Source organism: Streptomyces sp. NPDC007929, from assembly GCF_042959065.1.
In the GTDB taxonomy this organism is placed as follows: Bacteria; Actinomycetota; Actinomycetes; order Streptomycetales; family Streptomycetaceae; genus Streptomyces.
In genome coordinates, this window is record NZ_JBIBKD010000003.1 from 1 (window position 1) to 25529 (window position 25529).

Genomic DNA, 25529 nt, shown 5'->3' on the forward strand with positions numbered 1-25529 from the left:
GCCCGGTTACATTCCGAACCCGGAAGCTAAGCCTTACAGCGCCGATGGTACTGCAGGGGGGACCCTGTGGGAGAGTAGGACGCCGCCGAACAATTTTTGGGAAAACCCCCGCATCTTCGGATGCGGGGGTTTTCTGCGTTTAAGCTCGAATCCATGCGCTATGACCTCGTGATTTTCGACAACGACGGTGTGCTCGTCGACAGTGAGCCCATTTCCAATCGGTTGCTCGCGGCGTACCTCACCGAGCTGGGACATCCCACCTCCTACGAGGAGTCCGTTCGGGACTACATGGGGTCGGCGATGCATCGCATTCACGAGCTGGTGCTCGAACGGACCGGGCAGCGGCTGCCGGAGGACTTCGACGACGTCTTCCACACGCGGGTGTTCGCGGCCTTCGAGCAGGAACTCGTCGCCGTGGCCGGGGCCGGTGAGGTTCTGGAGAAGCTGGCCGCCGACGGAGTGCCGTACTGCGTAGCGTCCTCCGGAAGCCATGAGCGGATTCGTGTGGGGCATCGGACGACCGGACTCGACCGGTGGTTCGAAGAGGGGCGGATCTTCAGCTCGCAGGACGTCGGGCGGGGCAAGCCGGCCCCGGATCTCTTCCTGCACGCGGCCGAGCGGATGGGGGTTGCGCCGGAGCGGTGTGTCGTCGTCGAGGACAGTCCGCTGGGCGTGCGGGCGGCGGTCGCGGCCGGGATGGACGTGTACGGGTTCACCGCGATGACGCCCGCGGAGAAGCTGGCTGGGGCCACCGGGCTCTTCTCCGACATGGGGGAGCTCGTCGACGTGCTGCTGTGAGCCGCCTGTTGGTGTGAGCCGACCCCGTAAACCCGGACCCATTGAAGTTGAGGGAAATTCATCTTTGGCTGGATCTACCCACGGGTAGGCCGGGGCCCTACGCTCGCCGCCATGACTGATGTGCTGCGGCGCGGCAGGGGCTCGTTGGCGTTCGGCTTCCTGGTGCAGGGCGTCGCCTTCGCGCTGCTCGTGACGAGAATCCCGGCCATCCAGGACCGGTACGGGGTGTCCGACGCGATGCTGCCCGCGTTCCTGGCCGCCGTGCCGATCCTCGCCGGGATCGGGAGCGTGACCACCGAGCGTCTGGTGAAGCGCGTGCGGCCCAGCATGCTGCTGCGGTGGTCCCAGCCCGTGGTGCTGCTGGCGCTGCTCGGCGTCGGGGCCGGGGAGCGGATGATCGAGCTGGGGATCGCGCTCGCCGCTTTCGGTCTTGCCGTCGGGGTGCTGGACGCGACGATGAACATGCTCGGGGTGAGCCTTCAGCGGGCGTACGGGCGCAGCATCATGCTCAGCTTCCACGCGGCGTACAGCCTGGGCGGGATCGTCGGTGCGTCGCTGGCGTGGGTGGGGGCGCACTGGCATCTGGCCTTGTGGGTGTCGTACCTGCCGGTCGTGCTGGTGCTGCTGCCGGCCGTGCTGGTGGGAAGCCGCTGGTACGTCGACGACCGGGGCGGGGCGGCTGCCCAGGCGGAGAAGGAGGCCGGGGAGGGCCAGGTCCTCGTCTTCAAGTGGCTGTTGCCGCTGTGCCTGGTGATGACGGTCGCGTACATCGGGGACTCGACGGTTTCCAACTGGAGTGCCAAGTACCTTCAGGACGTGCTCGGGAGTTCGGAGCAGATGGCGACGGTGCCGTACAACGTGTACATGGTGACCACGCTGCTGGGGCGGGCGATCGGGGACCTCGGGGTGCGGCGGTTCGGGGCGGTCGCGGTGGTGCGGGGCGGGGCGCTGGTGGCGGCGGGCGGGTTCGCCGTGGTGGCCGCGGCGCCGGGGGCGTGGGTCGGGATGCTGGGGTTCACGCTGCTGGGGCTGGGGTTGTGCGTGCTGGTGCCGCAGACCTTCGCGGCGGCCGGGAGGCTGTTCCCGGGGGCGTCGGACGCGGCAGTCGCGCGGTTGAACGTCTTCAACTATGTGGGGTTCCTGATCGGTTCGCCGTTGGTCGGGGCGCTCGGGGATCTGTGGAGTTACCGCGGGGCCATGCTGGTGCCGATGGTGTTGGTGCTGGTGACGCTGGTGTACGCCCGTTCGTTCGCGCCTCAACCGGACCGATACGGTGGCGGGCATGAGCGGCCGCGCACAGCTGATGTGGGACGAGGCAGTAACGGGCTATGACTTCGGTTCCGGGCACCCGATGGACCCGGTCCGGCTCGCCCTGACCCGGAGACTGGTCGGCGCCTTCGGGCTGGACCGTGAGGTGGAGGTGGTCGCCGCGAAGGCGGCCGGGGAGTCGACGCTGCGGCTCGTCCACCGTCAGGACTACATCGAGGCGGTGAAAGCCGCGTCGGCTGATCCGGGGGCGGCGGACCAGTCGTACGGGCTGGGGACCATGGACGATCCGGCGTTCGCCGGGATGCACGAGGTGTCGTCGCTGATCGCCGGGCAGTCGGTGGGGGCGGCAGAGGCCGTGTGGCGGGGCGAGGCGCTGCACGCGGTGAACTTCGCGGGCGGGCTGCACCACGCGATGCCGGGGGGTGCGTCCGGGTTCTGCATCTACAACGACGCCTCGCTGGCGATCGCGCGGCTGCTGGAGCTCGGGGCGGAGCGGGTCGCGTACATCGACGTCGACGTGCATCACGGGGACGGGGTGCAGGCGGCGTTCTGGGAGGACCCGCGGGTGCTGACGATCTCGCTGCACGAGCATCCGCAGACGCTGTTCCCGCAGACCGGGTGGCCGGAGGAGACCGGGGCGGACTCCGCGGAGGGCTCGTCGGTGAACGTGGCGCTGCCGGCCGGGACGGGGGACGCGGGATGGCTGCGGGCGTTCCACGCGGTCGTGCCGGAGCTGATCGCCGGCTTCCGGCCGCAGGTGCTGGTGACGCAGCACGGGGCCGACACGCACTTCGAGGACCCGTTGGCGCATCTGGCGGTGTCGCTGGACGCCCAGCGGGCGGTGCAGCTGGCCTGTCACGACCTGGCGCACGAGTACGCCGAGGGTCGGTGGGTGGCGCTGGGCGGGGGCGGTTACGCCGTGGTCGACGTGGTGCCGCGCTCGTGGACGCACCTGGTCGCGATCGCGGCCGGGCGGGCCGTGGAGCCCGAGGCGATGATCCCCGAGGGCTGGCGGCAGGAAGTGTTCGCGAGGACGCGGCAGTTGGCTCCGGCGCGGATGACGGACGGGCGCTGGCCCGTGGCCTGGTCGGGCTGGGACGAGGGCTACGACCCGGCGGACCGGCTGGACCAGGCGGTGCTGGCCACCCGACGGGCGGCGTTCCCGCTGCGGGGGCTGCTGGCCTGAGGGAGTGCCGCGTGACGTCGTGCCGACCGCTGATGTCTAGCGGTCCGGCGGGACGGCGGTCCGGCGGGACGGCGGGATCTGGCGGGTCGGGCGAGGCATGGCGGGTCCGGCGGGATCTGGTGGGTCCGGCGGGATCTGGCGGGTCCGGCAGGGCATGCCGGGACCGGCGGGACTTGGAGGGTCCGGCGAGGCATGGCGGGTGGCCGGGACCTGGCGGGACCTGGCAGGTCGGCCGAGATGTGGCGGGTCGGGAGAGGACCGGCGGCACCTGGCGGGTCCAACGGGACATGGCGGGTCGGGCGAGGCATGGCGCGACCGGCGGGACCTGGCAGGTCGGCCGGGATGTGGCGGGTCGGGCGGGGCATGGCGGGTCCGGCGGGGCATGGCGGGACCGGCGGGTCCGGCGGACCCAGGCCGTGTCCGCAAGGGCCCGCCGTCCTAGTACCAGCCCGCGCAGCCCGCCCAGCCCGCCCAGCCCGTCAGCCCGTCCGTCCGCGGAGCCCCGTCCGCCCGTCCGTCCGCGGAGCCCCGCCCGTCCGCCCGTCGGCGAGGTCGTCCGTGGAGCCCTCCGCGGGGCCGACGGGCTCCGCGGACACCGCCTAGGCCGACCGTGCGGTGTTCGTGGGTTCTCGGGACAGGGGGAGTTCCGGTCACGCACGATCTTCTTGTGCTGACCAGCGAAGCCCTGCGTGCGCATCTGGTGGGTGCCCGGCTCGCGGGGACCGTGGCGACCTCGCGGGAGGAGAGCCTGCGCAGTTACCGGCTCTTCGCGGCCCGGGACCCTCGGGTGCTGCTCGGTATCGATCCCGAAGGGGTCTGGGGGCAGCGGGAGTTGATCGAGCTGATGGCGGACCGGTGTGGTGTTTCGGCCGATTCCCGGCTGGTTTCCGGTCAGGACGTGATCGATCCGGAGCGGACCCTGGCGGCGCTGGACGCCTTCGCGGAGCGTCTCGCGGAGGCCGCCGGGCGGGGTGCTCCCGTGCTCCTCGGCACCGGGCACCCGCACCGGCTGCTCGGCTTCTACGGCGCTCTGGCAGACGCGCTGTCGGCGGCCGGATGTGCCGTTCTCACCCCGGCGCAGGGTCGTCGTGTCGACATAACGACCCGGTTCGGTCTACGTACGTACAACCTCGACTACGTACGAGGAGTCGCGCTGGTGCGGACCCCCGGTGAGGAACGCCCCGGTTGTGAGCCCGGCGCACATACGCACTCACCACTCCCGGTTCGTACCGTGCTGGCCGCTTGTGCGGAGGTCGGCGGGCCCCTTCCCGAGCTGGTGATCGGGGACCACGGGTGGGTCTGCGGGGCAGGTCAGCTGGGGTTCGAGGCCATCGGGCCGGCCGATACGGACGACCCGGCGCTGTTCGTGGGGGAGGCCGAGGGGTCCGTGGCCGTGGCCGTTCCACTTGATGACGGCGTGCGGTCCGATTACTACCTGCCGCTTACCCGCTACGTACTCAATCGGGCGTGTCTGTCACAGTAGGCCGCCGATGGGTGCACCTCTTCCCCACTCGCATCACTGGCACCTACATTGGGGAGTGAGCACGCAGCGACGAAGAGTCACCGGAAGGGGAAGCCGGTGGCCGTCGAGTGCGGAAGGTTCAGGTGTGTCATGGCTGCAGCTGGCGAGAGGCCTCTGAACGAGGTTCAGTTCCTTACCGTGGCGGAAGTCGCCTCGGTGATGCGAGTGTCGAAGATGACCGTGTACCGCTTGGTGCACAGCGGTCATCTGCCCGCGATCCGTGTGGGGCGGTCCTTCCGCGTCCCGGAGCAAGCGGTTCACGAGTACCTCCGCGAGAGTTACGTGGGGGTGGAAACCGCCTGACGGCAGGGCCGGGGTGATCCCCACAGGGCACTCGGGATCCCCCCGGCCTCCTCGATTACGACCTCAGCGCTCGGACGGGTAGGCTGGCCCCTCGTAGGTCGTATGGGCCCATGGCGCCCAAACACCGAGTGATGAGAAGTGAGCGAGGGTAGTCGTGGGCTCTGTTATCAAGAAGCGGCGCAAGCGGATGGCGAAGAAGAAGCACCGCAAGCTGCTCAAGCGCACGCGCGTTCAGCGTCGCAACAAGAAGTAAGTTCGCGACGCGCGAGCCGCGAGAGCGTTGCTGTGGCCCCCCACCCACGGGTGGGGGGCCACACGCATGTCCGAAGCCACGTCCGAAGCCATGTCCGCAGCCGGTCACTTCGCGCATCGGGCGGTCATCACAGCGCAACAACAACCCGCTAAGTTGGCCCCACGGGGGAACGCGGCGGGGGGCAAGACGTTCTGGAAGGAAGGCGCTGATCTTGGGCAAGATCGTGCTCGTGACCGGAGTGGCCCGCCAGCTGGGGGGCCGGTTCGTCAGGCGGATCCAGCGGGACCCCGAGGTGGACCGGGTCGTCGCCGTGGACGCGGTGCCGCCCGAGCACCACCTGGGCGGCGCGGACTTCATCCAGGCCGACATCCGGCAGCCCGGGATCGCGCGGGTGCTCGCCGAGACCGGCGCCGACACGATCGTCCACCTGGACGTCACGGGCACGCCGCTGGGCAGCGGCAACCGGGCCTCCCTGAAGGAGACCAACGTCATCGGCACCATGCAGTTGCTCGGTGCCTGCCAGAAGTCCCCGGCCGTGCAACGCCTGGTCGTGAAGTCCAGCACGAACGTCTACGGCTCCGCGCCCCGCGACCCGGCCGTCTTCACCGAGACGACCCCGCCCAAGTCCCTGCCCAGCGGTGGCTTCGCCAAGGACACCGTCGAGGTCGAGGGCTATGTCCGCGGCTTCGCGCGCCGCCGGCCCGACGTGGCCGTGTGCGTGCTGCGGTTCGCCAACATCCTCGGTCCGACCGCGGACACCCCGCTCGCCTCGTACTTCGCGCTGCCGGTCCTGCCGACGGTGTTCGGCTACGACCCGCGGCTGCAGTTCGTGCACGAGGACGACGTGATCGAGGTGCTGCGGATCGGCTCGCACGAACCCCGGCGCGGCACCCTCAACAGCGGCACCTTCAACATCGCCGGCGACGGTGTGCTGCTGCTCTCCCAGTGCTCCCGGCGCCTCGGGCGACCCACCGTGCCCCTGCTGCTCCCAGCGGTCACCTGGGCGGGCTCGCTGGTGCGTACGCTGGGCATGACGGACTTCTCGCCCGAGCAGATCCGGCTGCTCACCCACGGCCGGGTGGTGGCCACGGGCCAGATGCGCGAAACGCTGGGATTCCAGCCCAAGTACACGACCGCGGAGACGTTCGCGGACTTCGCCCGCAGCCAGGGCCCCGGACTTCTTCCGCCGGAGGCCCTCGCGGGGGCCGTCGACCGGATCGCCGACTCGCCCCTCGCGGGTGGCGGACACTCCCCGACGCAGAGCGCCAACTGAGGAGCGCATCAACGATGGCGGACGCCAAGGTCATTCCGTTCGACGACGACCGGTCCCGTGGGAGCGCCGTGCAGCGCCCGCAGCGGCGCCGGAGCGCCGGGAACCGCCGCTCGGGCGCGGACTCGGTGCCGGTACGTGAGGTGCGGCCCCTGCCCACCGGGGCCGCTGGGCAGGATGATGTTCCCGTGACTTCCGATGAACGGCCGCCGGAGCCTTCCCGGGACGGCGAGGGCGGGCTGGAACGGCGGATCGCGGGCGGGCTGGCCTTCCTGCGCCGCCGCCTCACCGGTGACTACGAGGTCGACGACTTCGGCTACGACGAGGAGCTCACCGACCAGGTCCTGATGTCGCTGCTTCGCCCGCTGTACGACACGTACTTCCGGGTCGAGGTGAAGGGCATCGAGAACATCCCGTCCGAGGGTGGCGCCCTGATCGTCGCCAACCACTCCGGCACCCTGCCGATGGACGGGCTGATGATGCAGGTCGCCGTGCACGACAACCACCCTGCGGGCCGGCATCTGCGGCTGCTGGCCGCCGACCTGGTGTTCATGCTGCCGGTGGTCAACGAGCTGGCCCGCAAGCTGGGCCACACCCTGGCCTGCGCCGAGGACGCCTCCCGGCTGCTGGAGCAGGGCGAGCTGGTCGGGGTGATGCCGGAGGGCTTCAAGGGCCTCGGCAAGCCCTTCGCGGACCGCTACAAGCTCCAGCGCTTCGGCCGGGGCGGTTTCGTCTCGACGGCGCTGCGCGCGGGGACGCCGATCGTGCCCTGCTCGATCGTCGGGGCGGAGGAGATCTACCCGATGATCGGCAACGCCAAGACGGTCGCGCGGCTACTGGGATTTCCGTACTTCCCGATCACGCCGACGTTCCCGTGGCTCGGGCCGCTCGGGGCGATTCCGCTGCCGACCAAGTGGACGATCCAGTTCGGCGAGCCGATCCCCACGGACGGCTATCCGCCGGAGGCGGCCGAGGACCCGATGCTGATGTTCAACCTGACGGACCAGGTCAGGGAACAGATCCAGCACACGCTGTACAAGTTGCTGGTGCAGCGGAGGTCGGTGTTCTTCTGAGGTCGCCTCATGCGACTGAGGCCGCCTAGTACGACTGAGGTCGCGTAGTGCGACTGCGGCCGCGTACTACGACGGTGGGGTGCCCCTCGTTCAAGGGGCACCCCACCGCTGCCGTCTAGTTCGCGTCCTCGCTGTCGATGCCCAAGCCGGGCAGCAGGCCCGGCAGGAGCGGTGGGAGGGTCACATCCGGCTCGGGGACGGGTGTGTTGCCCTCTGCCGACGGGGAGGTGCTGGCCTCGCCGCCCTTGTCCTTCGGTGGGTCGAGGAGGCCGCCGGTGTTGCCGCCGAGCAGGCCGTCGCCCTCGCTGCCGGAGCCGGCCGAGCGGCTGGGGCTGCCGGTGCCGGTCCGGCCCTCGTCGCTGTGCCTGCCGCCGCTGTCGCTGGGGCGGGTCGAGCGGTCGGTGCCGGAGGAGCCGCCGGGGGCCGACTCGGTGGCGCCGCGCCGCTTGCCGTCGCCGCCGCTCGTGGCCGGGGGCTCGGGCAGCAGGGACTGCAGCGGGGCGACGTCCTCGTCTATGGCGTCGAACACGGACGACACCTGCTCGCTGACGTCCCCGAGCTGGACGGGCAGTCGCTCGCGCAGTTCGCCCCAGGCCTCGCGGTGGGAGCTGGAGAACGCGGACAGGGCCTGGATCGGGCCCAGCGAGTCCGGGTCGCGCTGGTACGCCTCGCTCAGCAGCCGGTGGCCCTCCGACGCGTCGTGCCGCATGCCGGACAGGGCGCGGCGGATCTCGCCGAGGGACTCGTGGTCCAGGGGGCCGCTGCGGCCGCGCTCCATCAGGCGGCGTGCCTCGCTGAGCCGGGTGGAGGCGTGGTCGAGGTAGACCCGGCCGCGCTCGTCCGAGCCGTCGGCGAGGCCGAGTGTGACGTCCTCGATGCCGCGCTTGAGGCCGTAGAGCGAGTCGCCGGGCAGGGCGTCGGAGCTCGCGGCGGAGACTCCGCCGAAGGCGCTCGCGGCCACTCCGACGCTGAGTCCGCCCGCGGTGAGGCCCTTGGCGAGCCGGGAACGCGGCCGGAACTTCTTCAGCGAACTCGCGCGGTGCGCCCCACGAGCCCGGGAACGCTGCCCGGGGACCGCGCTGTCCGTCGCCCCGCCGCCCGCGGTGCCCTCCTGGAGCATGGCCTCGAAAGCGGCCACCAGCTGGGCCCGCTGGACGACCTTGACCTCCGGGTCGAGCTCCGGCTTGGGCAGCGCGCCGAGCTCCGAGGCGAGCGCCAGATGGCGGTCCTGCTCGCTCGGTTCCGCGGCCGCCGGGGGCGGTGCCGCTCCTTCGGGCTGCTCGGCCGCCGTGCCCTGCTCGGGCTGCTCCTCCAGGGCCTGGGCGAAGGCGTTCGCCCGCCGGTGCGCCGATACGTTCGCGATCACTGGCGGCACCTCCTCTCGTCATGACGGTCGACTCCCCAGGGGGTCCTGAGGGTTGCACACCCTGACCACGACCACACGATCGAGTGATCGGAGCCGGTCAGGGGGTGACCACAGGGAGCCTGCATCCCGCACAACGAGCGGCGCGGCACTTGGGTTACGGACGCCGGCTGATCGGATGCCGAAGTCAACGAACCGTCACGGAACGTGAGTTGAAAGTCGCCGAGGGTGGGGGCCGGTCAGCGGGCGTCTTCCGGGAGGAGCCGGGCGAGGGTGCGGACGGCCCGGTACTGGAGGGTCTTGATGGCGCCCTCGTTCTTGCCCATCACCCGGGCGGTCTCGGCCACGGAGAGGCCTTGGAGGAAGCGGAGCGTCACGCACTCCTGCTGCTGGGGGTTGAGCCGCCGTACGGCGTCGAGCAGGGCGGCGTTGGAGAGGGACTCCAGGACGGAGTCCTCGGGGGAGCGCTCGACCTCGTTGGCGTCGAGCATCTCGCCGGTGGTGACCTCGAGGCGGAACCGGCTGGACTTGAAGTGGTCCGCGACGAGGTTGCGGGCGATGGTCACGAGCCAGGCGCCGAAGTCACGGCCCTGCCAGGTGAACGTGCCGATGCGGCGCAGGGCGCGCAAAAAGGTCTCGCTGGTGAGGTCCTCGGCGGTCGCCTTTCCTCCGACCCGGTAGTAGATGTACCGGTAGACGGTGTCGCTGTACTGGTCGTAGAGGCGGCCGAAGGCGTCGGACTCGCCGGCCTGGGCGCGCTCCACGAGGTCCATCATCCGGGCGCTGTCGCTGTCCGCCGCCGGGCGGCGGGCGGTGGCCGCCCCGGACGGGCGGCCTCGTCTGCCGACCGCGGCGCTGCCCTCGGCCAGTGCGTAGCACGGGCCGAGGGGCGCGGCGGTGGCGAATGCGGGGACGGCGTACGCGGTGGGGACGAAGCCGCGCAACAGGTCTTGGACCGTTGCGCGCAGCGTAGCCAGGCCCGAGGCGTCAACCCCGACGTGTGGGTACACGGGACTCCCAGAGGCAGAGCTTCCATCACGTGCAGTGCGGGACCTTTCACCCGTCGTAGCGACGGAGGGGTACCGGTTTGCGTCTGAGGAGAATAACGCTTCGTGCAGGCACTGCTACACCGAGTTGCTCAAATCATCGATTACGTCGCTTCCGTAACCGATTGACGCCTGATCAAGTGCCAAGAAGTGCACGGTTGTTGATCGGAAAGCTTCGGATTGCGGCGGAGTCCAGGGCGTGTTGTGGCCGTGTGCAGCCAAGAGGACTGGATATGCGGTTGTGGGGGTACGCCAGTTGGATTTACGGCGATTGTCAGGCCGTAAACGATGGTGTCCCGGTTTGATCGATTGGTCAGCGGCGGCGGCGGTGCAGGGCGATGGCGGCCGCGGTGCCGCCGGCCACCGCGCCGACGCCCGCCGCGGCCGGGATGCCGACCTTGGCGGCCTTGCGGCCGGTGCGGTAGTCGCGCAGGCGCCAGTCGAGACGGCGGGCGTGCTTGCGCAGCTTGCTGTCCGGGTTGATGGCGTAGGGATGGCCGACCAGCGAGAGCATCGGGATGTCGTTGTGCGAGTCGCTGTAGGCGGCGCAGCGGCCGAGGTCCAGGCCCTCGGCGGCGGCCAGGGCGCGGACGGCCTCGGCCTTGGCGGGGCCGTGCAGCGGTTCGCCGACGAGCTTGCCGGTGTAGACGCCGTCGACGGACTCCGCGACCGTGCCCAGGGCGCCGGTCAGGCCCAGGCGGCGGGCGATGACCGTGGCGATCTCGACGGGGGCGGCCGTGACCAGCCACACCTTCTGGCCGGCGTCCAGGTGGGCCTGGGCGAGGGCGCGGGTGCCGGGCCAGATGCGCTCGGCCATGTACTCGTCGTAGATCTCCTCGCCGATCGACTGGAGTTCGGCGACGCGGTGGCCCTGGACGATGGAGAGGGCCGAGTCGCGGGCCTCCTGCATGTGTTCGGGGTCCTCGATGCCGGCGAGGCGGAACCACGCCTGCTGCCAGGCGAACTTCGCGAGGTCGCGGGTCTCGAAGAACTTCCGTTTGTACAGGCCGCGCCCGAAGTGGAAGATGGCCGCGCCCTGCATGACGGTGTTGTCCAGGTCGAAGAAGGCGGCGGCCCGGTCGTCGCCGTGCACCGGGAACTGCGGTTCCTCGGTCGTGCCGGCGGCTTCCTGCGTGGATTTGCGGGCTGCCTCCGCCGAGGCCTCGCCTGCCAAAACGCTCCGCGCCGTGGCGGAGCGCCTACGGGGTGTGAGCCATCCTAGAGCGGCCATGGCGTGAGCATAGCCAGTTTGTTCGGGGGTTCCGGAGCCGGAAGGTCAGGAGCCTGTGAACTCTCGGCAAGCGTGTCGTTAAAGAGGCCGGGCTCTACGGGCGCGGTCGGCGCGTCCCCTGGTGCTTTCGGGAGGGTTCCGCCCGGGCGCGGCCGCGCGACAATGGCCGACATGAGTCCCCTCTTCCGTCGCAGGCCCCCTCGGGACCGGCTCGTCACGCTGATCCGCAAGCCCGGCTGTCATCTGTGTGATGACGCACAGGTCGTTGTGGAGAAGGTGTGCGGTGATCTGGGAGTCCCCTGGGAGCAGAAGGACATCACCGAGGATCGGGAACTGCACGACCAGTACTGGGAACAGATCCCGGTCGTGCTGGTGGACGGCAGGCAGCACACGTTCTGGCGCGTGGACGAGGGCCGCCTGCGCAAGGCGCTGACCGACTGATCCCGCCATGATCCCGCCCGGTGAGCGACTGACTGATCAGTCCAAAGTGGCCGTCGAGTCGCTTAGGATCGATGGTGACTTGGTCTCGGGGGCGGGATTCACTGAGGAGAGTGTGCGGTTTTGCCCCCGAAAGACAAGGAACGGTGGTGCGTATGCGCCGGTTCCCTGCGCGTGCGCCGGGGGCGCGTGACCCCGGTCACGTTGGCCGGGCAAATCGGACACCATCTTTGTGCACGCGTTCACAAAGACATAGCCTGCATTCGACGGGGCGGTCATGTAGGGACGTATGACCGCCTACAGCCCCGCTCTACCCGCAGGAGCACCGTGGCAACTGGCCGAACTCACCGACCGGCGACCCGCAGCCGAGGGATTCCCGAGGCCACCGTCGCCCGGCTTCCGCTGTACCTCCGCGCTCTGACCGCGCTGTCGGAGCGCTCCGTCCCCACGGTCTCCTCCGAGGAGCTCGCGGCCGCGGCGGGGGTCAACTCCGCGAAGCTGCGCAAGGACTTCTCCTACCTCGGCTCCTACGGGACCAGGGGTGTCGGCTACGACGTCGAGTATCTCGTGTACCAGATCTCCCGCGAACTGGGGCTCACCCAGGACTGGCCGGTTGTGATCGTCGGTATCGGTAACCTCGGCGCCGCCCTGGCCAACTACGGCGGGTTCGCCTCCCGTGGTTTCCGGGTCGCCGCGCTGATCGACGCCGACCCCGCGATGGCCGGAAAGCCCGTCGCCGGGATCCCGGTGCAGCACTCCGACGACCTGGAGAAGATCATCCAGGACAACGGCGTGTCCATTGGTGTCATCGCCACCCCCGCCGGTGCCGCCCAGGCGGTCTGCGACCGGCTCGTGGCCGCCGGTGTCACCTCCATCCTGAACTTCGCGCCGACCGTGCTGTCCGTCCCCGAGGGCGTCGACGTGCGCAAGGTCGACCTCTCCATCGAGCTGCAGATCCTCGCCTTCCACGAGCAGCGCAAGGCCGGGGAGGAGGCCGCCGCGTCCGACGGTGGCGTCCCCACCGCCGCCGCCCGCAGCGACGCCACCGACCAGGGGCCCGACGGGGACATGCCCGCCGTGATGCCGGCATGAGCCTCCTCGTCGTCGGACTCAGCCACCGCAGCGCCCCGGTCAGCGTGCTGGAGCGGGCCGCGCTGACCGCGGACGCGCAGGTCAAGCTGCTCCAGGACACGGTCGCCGCCGAACCGGCCACCGAGGCCGCGGTGCTCGCCACCTGCAACCGCATCGAGCTCTACGCCGACGTGGACAAGTTCCACGCCGGTGTCGCCGAGCTGTCCACGCTGCTCGCCCAGCACAGCGGCGTGGGTCTGGAGGAGCTCACTCCTTATCTCTACGTGCACTACGAGGACCGGGCCGTCCACCACCTGTTCTCGGTGGCCTGCGGTCTCGACTCGATGGTCGTCGGCGAGGGGCAGATCCTCGGCCAGATCAAGGACTCCCTGGCCCGGGCGCAGGAGCTGCACTCCGCCGGGCGCCTGCTGAACGACCTGTTCCAGCAGGCCCTGCGGGTCGGCAAGCGCGCCCACTCCGAGACCGGCATCGACCGCGCCGGCCAGTCCCTGGTCACCTTCGGCCTGGAGCAGCTGGCCCGGGGCGGGGACGTACAGCAGTGGGCGCGGGGCAAGAAGGCCCTGGTCATCGGGGCCGGGTCGATGTCGTCCCTGGCCGCTGCCACGCTCGCGCGGGCCGGGGTCGCCGAGATCGTCGTCGCCAACCGCACCTTCGACCGCGCCGAGCGGCTCGCCCAGATCCTGATGGACGGCGACGACACGGACGTGGCGGCCCGCGCGGTACCGATGGAATCGGTGCCGGCCGAGCTGACACGTGCCGACGTCACCGTCTCCTGCACCGGTGCGACGGGCCTGGTCCTGACGGCCGACTCGGTCGCCGGGGCCGTCGAGGGCCGGACGCCCGCGCCGGCCGCCGGGCCCGGCCAGAACGGACCGGGAGCGCCGGGCGGCGAGCCCGGACCCGTCGCCGGGGCCCAGCGCGGCGCCTCGGGCACCAGCCTCGGCAGCGAGGACGGCTGCCCCCTCGACCTCTCCGCGGTGCAGGGCACCGCCGGGTTCTCCGTGCTGGGCGAGGCGGCCGTGGCCGGGATGGCCGCCGCCGACCTCGAACAGCACGCGGCGTGGGTGGACAACGGCTCGGTGGGCGGCGACCGGCGTCCCGCGGGCGCTGCCGCCCGGCCGGGACAGACCGGCACGCTCGACCCGGCCGCGGATACCGACGCCATCGCCGCGCTCGCCGCGACCGCCGCCGCCGTCGGGCGGATCCCCGAGCGGCGCCGGCCCGAGCCGGTCGAGGAACCGCAGCGGCCCGAGCCCGTGCTCTTCCTGCTGGACCTGGCGATGCCGCGCGACATCGACGCCGCCGTGCACCGGCTGGCCGGGGTGCGGCTGGTGGACATCGAGTCGCTGGCGGAGGCCTCCGCGGGCGCTCCGATGGCTGCCGATGTGGACCAGGTACGGCGTATCGTCTCCGACGAGGTCGCGGCCTTCGGGGCGGCGCTCAGGGCCGCGCACATCACACCGACCGTGGTGGCCCTGCGCACCATGGCCGCCGATGTCGTGGCGGGCGAGATCGCCCGGCTGGACGGACGGCTGCCCGGCCTCGACGACAAGCACCGGGCGGAGATCACCCAGACCGTGCGGCGTGTGGTCGACAAACTGCTCCACGCGCCGACCGTGCGGGTCAAGCAACTCGCGGCCGAACCCGGCGGCGCCGGGTACGCGGACGCACTGCGGACCCTGTTCGACCTCGACCCCGAGACGGTGGCCGCCGTCTCCCGGGCCGAGGACAGCACCACCGAGAAAGACCGAGGGCCGGCATGACTGACACGCGTGAGCCCCGGGGGCGCGCACCGGCTGAGACGCCCCCGCAGGGAACAGCCACACAAGGGGCGCTGAGGCTCGGTACCCGGCGCAGCAGGCTCGCCATGGCCCAGTCCGGGCAGGTGGCGGAAGCCGTGAGCCGGGTGACCGGGCGGCCCGTGGAGCTCGTCGAGATCACCACGTACGGCGATGTCTCGCGTGAGGCGCTCGCCCAGATCGGCGGCACCGGTGTGTTCGTGACCGCCCTGCGCGACGCGCTCCTCAAGGGCGAGGTCGACTTCGCGGTGCACTCGCTGAAGGACCTGCCGACCACGCAGCCCGACGACCTGGTCGTCGCGGCCGTGCCGGTGCGCGAGGACCCGCGGGACGTGATCGTCGCCCGGGACGCGCTGAAGTTCACCGACCTGCCCTCCGGGGCCCGCATCGGTACGGGTTCGCCGCGCCGCATGGCGCAGCTCAACGCGTACGCCCGCAGCCACGGCCTGGACATAGCGACGGTCCCGATCCGCGGCAACGTCGACACCCGCATCGGGTTCGTGCGCAGCGGAGAGCTCGACGCCGTCGTGCTGGCCGCCGCCGGACTCAACCGGATCGGCCGCGGTGACGAGGTGACCGACTTCCTGTCGGTCGACACGGTTTTGCCCGCCCCCGGCCAGGGGGCCCTGGCGATCGAGTGCACCGCGGGCAACGCGGACCTCGTCGCCGCGCTCGCCGAACTCGACGACCCGTTCACGCGGATCGCCGTAACGGCCGAGCGATCACTGCTCGCCGCCCTGGAGGCAGGCTGCAGCGCCCCTGTGGGCGCGCTGGCCGACCTTCTTCCCGACGGGCAGATTGTCAAGGAAATGCGCCTGCGCGCCGTCGTCGGGACCACCGACGGCACGCGCATGGTGCAGCTGTCCACCACCGGTCCCGTGCCCGAGACGCACGACGGGGCAATGGCGCTCGGTCGCGAACTCGCGGCCGAGATGCTCGCCCAGGGCGCGGCCGGTCTGATGGGGGAGCGAGCACATTGAGCCCCACCACCCTTTCCGCCGGTCCTGAACACGGGCACGTCACCTTCCTGGGTGCCGGACCCGGAGATCCGGGACTGCTGACTCTGCGCGCCGTGGAGGCGCTGGCGAGTGCCGACGTCCTCGTCGCCGAGCACGAGGTGCTCGACGTCGTACGTCAGCACGCCAGGCAGGGCGTCGCCGAAGTGCACACGGACCAGGATCCTTCCCAGGATCCCGCGCCGGGCACAGGAACGCCCCAGCTGACGGTAGTTGACGGCACGTCAACCACCGTCGCCGCCCCCGCGGTGCGGGATGCCGCACATCTTGTCATGGAGGCCGCACGGGGCGGCAGGCGGGTCGTGCGTGCGGTGTCCGGGGACCCGGGCCTCGACACGTACGCCGCCGAGGAGATGCTGGCGTGCGCCGCCGCCGGGGTGCCCTTCGAGGTCGTCCCCGGCATCGCGAGCGCCGTCGGCGTGCCCGCGTACGCCGGTGTGCCGCTGCGCGACGCGCAGGGCGCGGACGTGCGGTTCGTGGACGCGCGCACGGCGTCGGACCGGTGCTGGACGGAGGTCGGGGCGTCGGACGGCACGGTCGTCGTGTCCACGACGCTGGACTCCGTCGCCGCGGCGGCCGGCGAGCTCGTCTCCGCCGGGCGCAAGCCGGACACCCCGATGACGGTCACCGTCGCCGGCACCACCACCCGGCAGCGCACCTGGAGCGCCACGCTCGGCACGATCGCGCAGACGCTGAAGCAGCTCAAGGTGCTGCCCTCGCCCGAGGGCGGCCGGCCGGTGATAGCCGTGGTCGGTGAGCGTTCCGCCGCCGCCCAGCGCGACCAGCTCGCGTGGTTCGAGTCCAAGCCGCTGTTCGGCTGGAAGGTGCTCGTGCCGCGGACCAAGGAGCAGGCGGCGTCGCTCTCCGACCAGCTGCGGTCGTACGGGGCCGTGCCGCACGAGGTGCCGACCATCGCCGTCGAGCCGCCGCGCACGCCCCAGCAGATGGAGCGCGCGGTCAAGGGCCTGGTGACGGGCCGCTACGAGTGGATCGCCTTCACCTCGGTCAACGCGGTCAAGGCCGTGCGGGAGAAGTTCGAGGAGTACGGGCTCGACGCGCGTGCCTTCGCGGGCATCAAGGTCGCGGCCGTCGGCGAGCAGACGGCGAACGCGCTGATCGCGTTCGGTGTGAAGCCGGACCTGGTGCCCAGCGGTGAGCAGTCGGCCGCAGGTCTGCTGGAGGACTGGCCGCCCTACGACCCGGTCTTCGACCCGATCGACAGGGTGTTCCTGCCGCGGGCCGACATCGCCACGGAGACGCTGGTCGCCGGGCTGATCGAGCTGGGCTGGGAGGTCGACGACGTCACGGCCTACCGGACCGTGCGGGCCTCGCCGCCCCCGGCGGAGACCCGCGAGGCGATCAAGGGCGGCGGTTTCGACGCCGTTCTCTTCACCTCGTCCTCGACCGTGCGGAACCTGGTCGGTATCGCCGGCAAGCCGCACAACGTCACCGTGATCGCGTGCATCGGCCCGGCCACGGCGAAGACCGCCGAGGAGCACGGGCTGCGGGTGGACGTCATGGCTCCCGAGCCGTCCGTCCACAAGCTGGCGGAGGCCCTGGCCGGCTTCGGCGCGAAGCGGAGAGCTTCCGCCGTGGAGGCGGGGGATCCCGTGACGCGGCCGAGTGAGCGGCGGCCGGGGGCGCGGCGGCGGCGTTCGACGACCTGAGCTGGACGAGTGGCCGACTGACGTGCGGATGTGGCCCGCGCCCTTGGGTTCGGGTGCGGGCCGCTTCCGTTCACTCCGTCAGCGTCCATAGGCATACGGCAGGAAGGTCGCCCAGGCGGTGGGAGTGAGGGCGAGGCGGGAACCGTCCGGGACCTTGGAGTCGCGCACGTGCACGGTTGCCAAGGTGGTGGCGACCTCGACGCAGGAAGGACCGTCGTCGGAGCTGTAGCTGCTCTTCATCCACTCCAGCTTGCCGTCGGCTCCGTCAGAGGGCTTGAAGGTCATGACTCTCCCAGCACCTTGAGCTTGAGGAGTCGGAAGGGGCCGCCGAGGCCTGAGTTCTCCTCCCGGCTCAGCGGTAACACCTGAAGGTCGACGTTCCGCAACCGGGCGACTTCCGACAGCCGTTCAAGGCTGTCACCCTGCTCGCCGGGCTACGCCGCACCGACGACCGCCTCACCCTCTCCCGGCGGCAGGTGGAGCGGCTCGCTCCCGCCGTCGCGGCCTGGTTCGAGGGCGGTGCCACGGCGGCTGTCGTCCACCGCGTCCTGACCGCCGACCTCCCCGATGACATGCGGCACCCCGCCGGTGTGCTCGCCCACCGCCTTGAGCACCTGCTGCCACCGGCTCTGCCCGCGAGCCCTCCGGCCGCGTCCACGCACGCCGGTACAGCCCGCAGTCGCCTCCACCCCTTCCAGACGTGCGACGGCTGCGAACGCGCCTTCCGTGCCCCACACGCCGGTCGATGCCGTGACTGCCGGTCCGGATCCGGATCGGAGCCGCCGACAGCGGTCGGCGTACCTCGCGCTGCCTGAAACCGGCTGCGGCTACGCGGGAGTCACCGTGTGGCCGTAGCGCGAGAGGTTGTCCGGGTCGTAGGTGGGGTTGTCGTGGCGGAGGCGGGCGTAGACCTCCGGGGTCCAGGCGCGGGCGCGGTCCTGCTCGTCGCCCGGGGTGCCGTGGATGTTGACCATGGTGCGGCCCGTTCCGTACGGGGCCATGGCCGTGTGGAGGCGGCGGGTCGCCTGCTCGACGGCCTCGGCCACGGGTGGGGCGGGCATGATGCCGACCGACTCCATGAAATAGCGGGCGTCGCGGGAGCAGACGGCGTCCTCGACGGCGGGCGGGACAGTGCGCCGCCCGTGTGCCGCAGGGAGGCCACGAGGAGGGGGTGCTCGGCGCCGGCCGCGGGGCCGACCCGCGCAAGGAAGGTGTCGACGGCCTCGGGGGGCAGGACGTGCAGGAGCATGCAGGACTCGCGGGCCGGGCGCGGGTCCTGGGGTTCCATGTGGATGCGGTCCAGGGCCGCGTACTCCATTTCCCGGCGACCCGGCCGGAGCCACTGAGACCAGGCGCCCCGGCCGCCGCTACTCAGCCCCCCGTTGACCTGAAGACGCCCTCTCCATGTCCTCGACGGCCCGGTGTGACGGGAACGGGTCCCGGTGGCAGCCACCGGGACCCGTTCCTGAGGGCCGGATCGTCAGACCAGGCCCGCCGACAGGAAGCCGCCGCCCGCGGCGACCGCGAAGGCGAGTCCGCGTCGGCCCGCGGTGACCGCTCCGGGGTTGCCCCGGGTCATCAGCACGAGCACGGCGTTCGCGGCGAACGCCGGGAGCAGGACGCCGAACAGTGCGAACGTACCGACCGCCTTGAGGGTCAGCTCGACCGGCGCGGCGAACGCACCCGCGACCATCGCGGCCGCGGCGATCGCGTACAGCGTCCCCGAGGCCAGCGTGATGTCGTCCCTCTTCAGCGGAGCGGGACCGTGCCCCTTGGCGTGGTTCCAGTGGCGCCGCTCGGTGCCGACCCGCGCCAGCACCATGATCATCACCTCGACCGCCAGGGCGATCACGGCGATATGCTCGATCGTCAATGCACTCACCTCACTTGCTGCAGGCGGAGGAGATGGCGGAGATGCCGATGAACGCCTTCACGGCCTCGCGCTCCTTCGAACCGACACGCTTGCCGTTGACGAAGCGCCAGATGATGTTCGCCGTCTTCTTCGCGCCGTACCTCTTGAACAGCGCCACCGCACGGGCGACCTTGATACTGGAACCGGCCGGCGCGAAGCTGATCAGGACGGCGGCGACGGCGGCACTGCACTTGACGACGAACTTCGTCTGGTCCCACCACCCCATCGCCGCCATCATCGGCTTCTTTCCGCCGGGGGTGGGAGCGGCGGACGTGGGGGCGAGCTGGGCCAGCGCGGCGGTGCGTACCTCCTCCTTGGCGAAGACGGGCAGCAGTGCGGCCTGGGCCTCGCCGTCCCCGGGATAGGCGGCCTGCGCGAGCTGTTCGGCGGTCGGCTGCGCCGGGAGCGCGGCGAGGCGCGTGCGCAGGGCCTCGGCATCCGGAGCAGGCCTGGTCAGGGCCACCTCCAGGGCGGCGGCGAACTGGTCCTCAGTCACGCCGAGTTCGGCTATCCCCTCGGCGAGCGCCGCACCCTGTGCCTGCTCCGCCACGGTGAACTCCGGGACGTCGACGGCCGAGGTACTGCTCGCCGTCGCGGTCGGCTGTGGCGCGGGGTCCGCGGCTTGGGCGCCGGTGGCAGTGGCGAAGAGGGCGCCTGCGGTGACGGCGGCGACGATCATGGCGCTGGTGCGCCGGGTGGCACCGTGTCGCGCGGTGTACTTGCTGATTCCGGCAGTCATGCCAGATTCCCCCTGCTTATTCAGTTGAGAGGTGATATCCACCTCCGTGGTCGGTACGAACGTAGCTACCGGCCGGTAGCCACGTAAAGGATCTTGAGCAAAATCAGAGCCTTCTTCAGGGCGCGGCGGTGCCGCTGCGAGGGCGCAGGCGAAGGAGACGGCGCGGTCGCTGTGGCCGAGACCGGGCAAGTCGACGAGCAGCCGGCGGCGGTCCGTGAGGAGAGGGCGGACGGCGGTCCGCGTGAGGCGGGCGGACGGCGGTCCGCGGGGGCAGGCGGGTCAAATGGCGCCCAGGCCGTCGACATGCACACGTACCGGACCCCGGACCGCCCGCTCGGCCCAGCGGATGTGGTCGCCCCCGGCCGTCACGGCGGCGCGGTGCACGGTGTGACTCCCCCGGTGGCGTGATCGCTCCGGGGGAGGAGGGTGCTCAGACCGTGTGGCCGAAGCGCAGGAGGTTGTCCGGGTCGTAGACGGACTTGTCGTGGCGCAGGCGGGCGTAGACCTCCGGGGTCCAGGCGCGGGCGCGGTCCTGCTCGTCGCCCGGGGTGCCGTGGATGTTGACCATGGTGCGGCCCGTTCCGTACGGGGCCATGGCCCCGTAGAGGCGGCGCGTCGCCTGCTCGACGGCCTCGGCCACGGGTGGGGCGGGCATGATGCCGACCGACTCCATGAAGTAGCCGGCGTCCCGGGAGCAGACGGCGTCCTCGACGGCGGACGGGCGGGACAGCGCGCCGCCCATGTGCCGCAGGGAGGCCACCAGGAGCGGGTGGTCGGCGCCTGCTCCGGGGCCGACCTGCTCCAGGAACGTGTCCAGGGCGTCGGCGTCCAGGTCGCGCAGCAGCATGCAGCACTCGCGTGCCGGGAGCGGGTCCTGGGGCTCCATGTGGATGCTGTCCAGGTCCGCGTACGGCAGCTCGCCGACCAGGTCGACGGCCACGGGGGCGGCTGCCCTCAGCGGTGCGATCAGGGCCTCGCCCTCGGCCGGGTCGCCCGGCCACGCGATCGCGACCCGGGCCCAGAAGCCGCCGCGCAGGGGCTCCGGGATCTGCGGGATCGGCGGCAGCCGCAGCACCGAGAACATGCTGCACATCTCGTCCGGGACCGTGCGGGTCCAGTCCGTCCAGGTCCGCAGCAGGGTCTCGGTGTGCTCGGCGTGGCAGTGGATGGCGCCGCCGTAGAGCCGGGGCAGGGGCAGCAGTTCGGTGACCAGCGAGGTGACGACGCCCACGTTGCCCTTGCCGCCGCGCAGCGCCCAGAACAGTTCCGGTTCGTGCTGGGGGTCCGTCTCGCGCAGGTGGCCGTCGGGGGTGACGACCTGGAAGGAACGGACCAGGTCGGCGGCGTAGCCGTAGGCCCGGCCGAGGACGGGGAGTCCGCCGCCGAGGATGTAGCCGGTGACGCCCGCGTCGGTGGAGGTGCCGCAGAGTCCTGCCAGGCCGTGCGGGGTGGTCGCGGCCAGGACGTGGCTCCACTTCGCGCCGGCGGCGACGGTGGCGGTGCGGGTGGTGGGGTCGACGTGGACGTCCGTCATGCGGGACGTGTTGATCAGCAGGCCCTGTTCGATGGGGAAGTTGGCGCCGTGGCCGGTGGCCTGGACGGCGACGGGGGTGTGGGTGGCGTGGGCCCAGCGCAGGGCGGTGACGATGTCGTCGGGGCCGGTGGCGCCTATGGCGATCTCGGGGGTGTGCAGGGAGGCCAGGTTGAAGCCGGTGACTTCGTCGGCGTAGGCGGGGTCGCCGGGGCGTAGGACGGGGCCGGTGATCTCTGAGAGGGCGAAGAGGTCGGGGGTGTGGTGGGGGGCGGTCATCGCGTCCTCCGTGGGGGTGGGTACGGAGGGACGGCGGCGGGGGTTTGGCTGCCGTCGGGGTTTGTTGTCGTGCTGTTTCAGGATGGACCTGGGGGGTGTCGGGCGCATTGCGGGGCGGTGGGTTTGCGGGTGCTCGGGGTGGGGCTGGGGGTGGGTGGGTTCGCGGCTGGGGGAGCGGGGTGTCGGGGCGTTGGTGCTGGGGGCGGGGGGTTTCGCAGCCCGGCGGAACGGGGTGCCGCTGCGCCCACCCGTGCCGCCCTTAGCGGCACGCATGCCCGCAGCTGGGTGGGTGGGGTGTCGCTGCGCCTGCCCGTGCCGTCCTTAGCGGCACGCATGCCCGCAGCGGGGTGGGGCGGCGGGCCGACAGGGTGTTGGTATCGGGGGGTTTGGGGTGGGCGTAGCGTGGGGGCATGACGTCGTATGGATCATTTCCCGGTACTCGGCCGCGGCGGTTGCGGACCAATCCCGTGATGCGTCGGATGGTCGCCGAGACCCGGTTGCACCCCGCCGATCTCATTCTCCCGGCCTTCGTGCGGGAGGGCGTCAGCGAGCCCGTGCCGATCACCGCCATGCCGGGGGTCGTGCAGCACACCCGGGACAGTCTGAAGAAGGCCGCCGCGGAGGCGGTCGCGGCGGGGATCTCCGGGATCATGCTGTTCGGCGTGCCGGAGGAGTCGAAGAAGGACGCGCTCGGGACGCCCGGCACCGACCCGGACGGGATCCTCCAGGTCGCCCTGCGGGACGTGCGGGCCGAGGTCGGCGACGACCTGCTCGTCATGTCCGACCTGTGCCTCGACGAGACCACCGACCACGGGCACTGCGGCGTCCTCGACGAGCAGGGCCGGGTCGACAACGACGCGACCCTGGAGCGGTACGCCGAGATGGCCCAGGTGCAGGCCGACGCCGGTGCCCATGTCGTCGGGCCCAGCGGGATGATGGACGGGCAGGTCGGGGTCATCCGCGACGCCCTCGATCAGATCGGCCGGGAGGACGTCGCCATCCTCGCCTACACCGTGAAGTACGCCTCCGCCTTCTACGGCCCCTTCCGGGAAGCCGTCGGCTCCTCCCTGCGCGGGGACCGGAAGACCTACCAGCAGGACCCGGCCAACGTGCGTGAGTCGCTGCGCGAGCTCGCCCTCGACCTGGAGGAGGGCGCCGACATGGTGATGGTCAAGCCGGCCGGGCCCTACCTGGACATCCTCGCCCGGGTCGCGGACGCCGTCGACGTGCCGGTCGCCGCCTACCAGATCTCCGGCGAGTACTCGATGATCGAGGCCGCCGCCGAGAAGGGCTGGATCGACCGGGACCGCGCGATCATGGAGGCCCTGACCGGCATCCGGCGGGCCGGTGCGCGCAGCATCCTCACCTACTGGGCCACCGAAGTGGCCCAGAAGCTCAAGAATCAGTAGGTCGAGGATCAGTAGGACAGCGCGTCGTCCATGTCGCGCAGCCAGTACGTGACCTTGAGCGTGCTGTCGTAGTACACGCCCTTGGCCGGCAGAGCCGGGAGCGCCGAGGGGCCGCCGTCGCTGTGGGGCGTGCGGCCCTGGAAGGCGACCGTGAGCTTGCGGCCGGTCGTGCCCGCCTCGCCGCTGCCGTCGGCCGCCGACAGCGCGATACCCGCGTAGCCGGACTCGCCGGGGGCCAGGGTCACCACCGCCTGCGGCTTGGAGTCCTCGACCGGCCGCGGCACCCACTGCATCTCGTCGAAGCGCAGCACCGGGTAGTAGGTCAGGTCGCACATCTTCGAGCCGGTGTTCTTCACCGTGAGCAGCATGTGGTTGAGGGGGCGGCGGACCGGCTGGGCGGTGACGGTGGTGTTGGAGCCGTTGCAGGAGACACGGGCCGCCGTGGCGCCTCCCTTCGCGGACTCCTCGGTCTTGGTTGCCGCTTCGTTCTTGCTTCCCTTGTCGTCCTTGCTTCCCTTGTCGTCCTTGGTGCCCCCGGTGGCCGCGGCTCCCTCGGTGGGCGTCGCCGTGACGGTCGCCGAGGCGGGGTCGGACCGCGCCGCGCCTTCGTCCTTCGTGCCCGTGCCGTCCTGGCAGGCCGTCAGGGTCAGGGCGGCCAGGAGAACTGCGGGGAGGGCGTGGTACTTGCGCATGTCGTGCGGTTCCTTTCGGACAAAGGCGGTGCGGAAGCGGGGCCGGGCGGGTCGCGCCTCCGGCGGGCCGGGAACGGCGTGCTTGGATGACCAGAGCTTGTGCGGGGGTCCGTCCCGGCCGCCAGACCCGGCGGGGGATCAGGGACGTTGGAACGCCCGCACGCGCTGTGACCAGGGAGAACAGTCATTCCCTGGAACGGGGGAACGGGACACGGGGCATGGAGGAGCGGTGTCGGAGGGCACGACGGCGGGGGCATTCGCCGCCCTGCTGGGGGAGTTGAAGGAGCGCTCGGGGCTGAGCTACGGGGTGCTCGCCAAGCGGCTGCACATGAGTACGTCGACGCTGCACAGGTACTGCAACGGCGATGCCGTGCCGACCGATTACGCGCCCGTGGAGCGGCTCGCCCGGCTGTGCAAGGCGTCGCCGCAGGAGCTCGTCGAACTGCACCGGCGGTGGGTGCTGGCGGACGCGGGGCGGGTGCGTAAGGGCAGTGGGGGAGCGGGGAGCGCACCTTCCTCGACGGAGGCGGAGGCAGCGCCAGACGCAGAGACAGAGCCAGACGCGGAGGCAGCGCCAGACGCAGAGGCAGCGCCAGCGGCAGATGCTGAGGCGGCCTCATCGGAGGCCGGCGTCCCCGCACCCCCGGAGCCCGCGACGCACCCCCGCCCCCGCCCCCGGCGGGCCCTGCTCGTCGGGGTCGCCGCGGCGGTGGTGCTGGGCGCGGTCGGTCTCGCCGTGGCCGTTCCCTCCGGTGGGTCGGACGACGAGGGGCGGCGCGGTGTGGCGGCCTCCGGCGGTATCGGCGGGCAGGACGGAAAGGGCTCGGCGGCGTCCGTGTCGCCCTCGGCCGGTTCGTCGTCACCGGGCGGCGAGGACAAGGACAGACCCAAGGACGGGAAGGGCAAGGACGGCAAGGGCGAGGACGGGAAGGGGCCCGCTTCCTCGCCCTCCGCCCCGGCCTCACCCGGCACCGGCACCGGAACCGGAACCGGCGGAACCGGGCAGGACACCGCCCCCGCCTCCGCCCCCCTCACCGTGAGCACCCAGCCGCACGCCTGGGAAGATCCCTGCTCCCAGCGCTACTTGATCGATCTGCCGCCGGGGCGGGTCGGGCCGCCGCCGCTGGAGCAGGACGCGCCTGGCTGGGTGGCGGCGAACGGGGCGGTGCCGTCGGGGGAGCAGTTCCTGAAGCTGACGGTGCAGGGAACGGGCCGGGAGACCGTGGTCGTCGAGGGGCTGACCGTCCGTATGGCCGGCAAGCGGTCGCCGCTCGCCTGGAACGACTACGCCATGGGGTATCCCGGTGTCGGCTGCGGTGGTGGCGTGCCGACCCGCTTCTTCACCGTCGCCCTCGACGCCGCGCGCCCGGGTGTCGTGCCCGAGGCGGGGCACGCGGACTTCCCCTTCAAGGTGAGTGAGAGCGACCCGGAGGTCTACTACATCCGGGCCGACGCCTCCGCGTACGACGTCAGTTGGTACCTGGAGCTGACCTGGTCCAGCGGCGATCGGAAGGGCACGCTGACCGTGGACGACCACGGCCGGCCCTTCCGTACGAGCGGCAACAACGGGCGCCCGGCGTACGAGTTCCCGCTGGGCGGCGAGAAGTGGGTCAAGGAGGGGACCACGCGGTAGTCGCCCGG

General features: G+C 71.6%; 25 protein-coding genes, 1 rRNA gene and 1 pseudogene. 16 read left to right on the forward strand and 11 right to left on the reverse strand.

Annotation, left to right across the window (positions count from 1 at the left end; all coding sequences use genetic code 11):
• From rrf to ACFZDE_RS09550, 9 genes are all read left to right on the forward strand, one after another.
• Positions 1-91, forward strand: a 5S ribosomal RNA gene (rrf, locus tag ACFZDE_RS09510); the annotation flags it as partial.
• A 62-nt stretch (positions 92-153) separates the two neighbouring features.
• Positions 154-798, forward strand: coding sequence for an HAD-IA family hydrolase (locus ACFZDE_RS09515; RefSeq protein WP_391198976.1), 645 nt, complete (start codon positions 154-156; stop codon positions 796-798).
• A 111-nt stretch (positions 799-909) separates the two neighbouring features.
• Positions 910-2130 carry an MFS transporter gene (locus ACFZDE_RS09520; RefSeq protein WP_391198979.1) on the forward strand — a complete coding sequence of 407 codons (1221 nt, stop codon included), beginning with the start codon at positions 910-912 and terminating at the stop codon, positions 2128-2130.
• Positions 2081-3253 (forward strand): acetoin utilization protein AcuC, encoded by a 1173-nt coding sequence (locus tag ACFZDE_RS09525; protein WP_391198982.1) that lies wholly within the window; start codon positions 2081-2083, stop codon positions 3251-3253. Before ACFZDE_RS09520 ends, ACFZDE_RS09525 begins: the two co-directional genes overlap by 50 nt.
• A gap of 667 nt (positions 3254-3920) precedes the next feature.
• Positions 3921-4736 carry a phosphatase gene (locus tag ACFZDE_RS09530; RefSeq protein WP_391198985.1) on the forward strand — a complete coding sequence of 272 codons (816 nt, stop codon included), beginning with the start codon at positions 3921-3923 and terminating at the stop codon, positions 4734-4736.
• Positions 4737-4865: 129 nt separating this feature from the next.
• Positions 4866-5078, forward strand: coding sequence for a helix-turn-helix domain-containing protein (locus ACFZDE_RS09535; RefSeq protein ID WP_004984898.1), 213 nt, complete (start codon positions 4866-4868; stop codon positions 5076-5078).
• A 154-nt stretch (positions 5079-5232) separates the two neighbouring features.
• Complete coding sequence (locus ACFZDE_RS09540) at positions 5233-5331, forward strand: 30S ribosomal protein bS22 (protein ID WP_003948845.1); 99 nt, start codon at positions 5233-5235, stop codon at positions 5329-5331.
• Positions 5332-5542: 211 nt separating this feature from the next.
• Complete coding sequence (locus tag ACFZDE_RS09545; protein WP_390992414.1) at positions 5543-6604, forward strand: NAD-dependent epimerase/dehydratase family protein; 1062 nt, start codon at positions 5543-5545, stop codon at positions 6602-6604.
• 14 nt (positions 6605-6618) lie between these two features.
• Positions 6619-7674 carry a 1-acyl-sn-glycerol-3-phosphate acyltransferase gene (locus tag ACFZDE_RS09550; protein WP_390992417.1) on the forward strand — a complete coding sequence of 352 codons (1056 nt, stop codon included), beginning with the start codon at positions 6619-6621 and terminating at the stop codon, positions 7672-7674.
• Positions 7675-7789: 115 nt separating this feature from the next.
• Here ACFZDE_RS09550 and ACFZDE_RS09555 read toward each other — a convergent pair whose 3' ends face one another.
• The 3 genes from ACFZDE_RS09555 to ACFZDE_RS09565 all read right to left on the reverse strand — a co-directional run bounded on the left by ACFZDE_RS09555 (position 7790) and on the right by ACFZDE_RS09565 (position 11314).
• Positions 7790-9040, reverse strand: a complete 1251-nt coding sequence (locus ACFZDE_RS09555) for a DUF5667 domain-containing protein (protein ID WP_391198987.1) — start codon at positions 9038-9040, stop codon at positions 7790-7792.
• 236 nt (positions 9041-9276) lie between these two features.
• The gene (locus ACFZDE_RS09560) at positions 9277-10047 is read right to left on the reverse strand and encodes an ECF subfamily RNA polymerase sigma factor, BldN family (protein ID WP_390992423.1); all 771 of its coding nucleotides are present in this window, start codon (positions 10045-10047) and stop codon (positions 9277-9279) included.
• A gap of 349 nt (positions 10048-10396) precedes the next feature.
• Positions 10397-11314, reverse strand: coding sequence for an HAD-IB family hydrolase (locus ACFZDE_RS09565; RefSeq protein ID WP_390992426.1), 918 nt, complete (start codon positions 11312-11314; stop codon positions 10397-10399).
• 162 nt (positions 11315-11476) lie between these two features.
• On the opposite strand from ACFZDE_RS09565, the gene ACFZDE_RS09570 reads away from it, so the two are divergent.
• The 5 genes from ACFZDE_RS09570 to ACFZDE_RS09590 all read left to right on the forward strand — a co-directional run bounded on the left by ACFZDE_RS09570 (position 11477) and on the right by ACFZDE_RS09590 (position 17326).
• On the forward strand, positions 11477-11755 hold the full coding sequence (locus ACFZDE_RS09570; RefSeq protein WP_391198989.1) for a glutaredoxin family protein: 279 nt from the start codon (positions 11477-11479) through the stop codon (positions 11753-11755).
• A 324-nt stretch (positions 11756-12079) separates the two neighbouring features.
• A complete protein-coding gene (locus ACFZDE_RS09575) occupies positions 12080-12844 on the forward strand; it encodes a redox-sensing transcriptional repressor Rex (protein WP_390992432.1) in 765 nt (254 codons plus the stop codon).
• A complete protein-coding gene (locus ACFZDE_RS09580) occupies positions 12841-14607 on the forward strand; it encodes a glutamyl-tRNA reductase (RefSeq protein ID WP_391198991.1) in 1767 nt (588 codons plus the stop codon). The genes ACFZDE_RS09575 and ACFZDE_RS09580 overlap by 4 nt, the downstream gene beginning before the upstream one ends.
• On the forward strand, positions 14604-15623 hold the full coding sequence (hemC, locus tag ACFZDE_RS09585; RefSeq protein WP_390992438.1) for a hydroxymethylbilane synthase: 1020 nt from the start codon (positions 14604-14606) through the stop codon (positions 15621-15623). The genes ACFZDE_RS09580 and hemC overlap by 4 nt, the downstream gene beginning before the upstream one ends.
• On the forward strand, positions 15620-17326 hold the full coding sequence (locus ACFZDE_RS09590) for a uroporphyrinogen-III synthase (protein WP_391198993.1): 1707 nt from the start codon (positions 15620-15622) through the stop codon (positions 17324-17326). Before hemC ends, ACFZDE_RS09590 begins: the two co-directional genes overlap by 4 nt.
• A gap of 78 nt (positions 17327-17404) precedes the next feature.
• On the opposite strand, the gene ACFZDE_RS09595 is transcribed toward ACFZDE_RS09590, so the two are convergent.
• The 7 genes and pseudogenes from ACFZDE_RS09595 to ACFZDE_RS09625 form a co-directional block, all read right to left on the reverse strand.
• Positions 17405-17611: a DUF397 domain-containing protein gene (locus ACFZDE_RS09595; protein ID WP_391198995.1), complete on the reverse strand. Its 207-nt coding sequence runs from the start codon at positions 17609-17611 to the stop codon at positions 17405-17407.
• Between the two features lie 14 nt (positions 17612-17625).
• Positions 17626-17739: pseudogene (locus tag ACFZDE_RS09600) on the reverse strand (Scr1 family TA system antitoxin-like transcriptional regulator); the annotation flags it as partial.
• Positions 17740-17760: 21 nt separating this feature from the next.
• A complete protein-coding gene (locus tag ACFZDE_RS09605; protein ID WP_391198997.1) occupies positions 17761-17928 on the reverse strand; it encodes a hypothetical protein in 168 nt (55 codons plus the stop codon).
• Positions 17929-18153: 225 nt separating this feature from the next.
• Positions 18154-18387 (reverse strand): hypothetical protein, encoded by a 234-nt coding sequence (locus ACFZDE_RS09610; RefSeq protein ID WP_390992447.1) that lies wholly within the window; start codon positions 18385-18387, stop codon positions 18154-18156.
• A gap of 419 nt (positions 18388-18806) precedes the next feature.
• The gene (locus ACFZDE_RS09615) at positions 18807-19199 is read right to left on the reverse strand and encodes a hypothetical protein (protein WP_390992449.1); all 393 of its coding nucleotides are present in this window, start codon (positions 19197-19199) and stop codon (positions 18807-18809) included.
• Positions 19200-19209: 10 nt separating this feature from the next.
• The gene (locus ACFZDE_RS09620) at positions 19210-19977 is read right to left on the reverse strand and encodes a hypothetical protein (protein ID WP_391199000.1); all 768 of its coding nucleotides are present in this window, start codon (positions 19975-19977) and stop codon (positions 19210-19212) included.
• Positions 19978-20407: 430 nt separating this feature from the next.
• Complete coding sequence (locus ACFZDE_RS09625) at positions 20408-21787, reverse strand: FAD-binding protein (protein ID WP_391199002.1); 1380 nt, start codon at positions 21785-21787, stop codon at positions 20408-20410.
• Between the two features lie 410 nt (positions 21788-22197).
• Between ACFZDE_RS09625 and hemB the strand changes: the two genes are divergently transcribed.
• A complete protein-coding gene (hemB, locus tag ACFZDE_RS09630) occupies positions 22198-23196 on the forward strand; it encodes a porphobilinogen synthase (RefSeq protein ID WP_390992458.1) in 999 nt (332 codons plus the stop codon).
• Between the two features lie 8 nt (positions 23197-23204).
• Here hemB and ACFZDE_RS09635 read toward each other — a convergent pair whose 3' ends face one another.
• Positions 23205-23888, reverse strand: a complete 684-nt coding sequence (locus ACFZDE_RS09635) for a DUF4232 domain-containing protein (RefSeq protein ID WP_391199005.1) — start codon at positions 23886-23888, stop codon at positions 23205-23207.
• 229 nt (positions 23889-24117) lie between these two features.
• On the opposite strand from ACFZDE_RS09635, the gene ACFZDE_RS09640 reads away from it, so the two are divergent.
• Positions 24118-25521 (forward strand): helix-turn-helix domain-containing protein, encoded by a 1404-nt coding sequence (locus ACFZDE_RS09640; protein WP_391199008.1) that lies wholly within the window; start codon positions 24118-24120, stop codon positions 25519-25521.
• Positions 25522-25529: the final 8 nt, after the last annotated feature.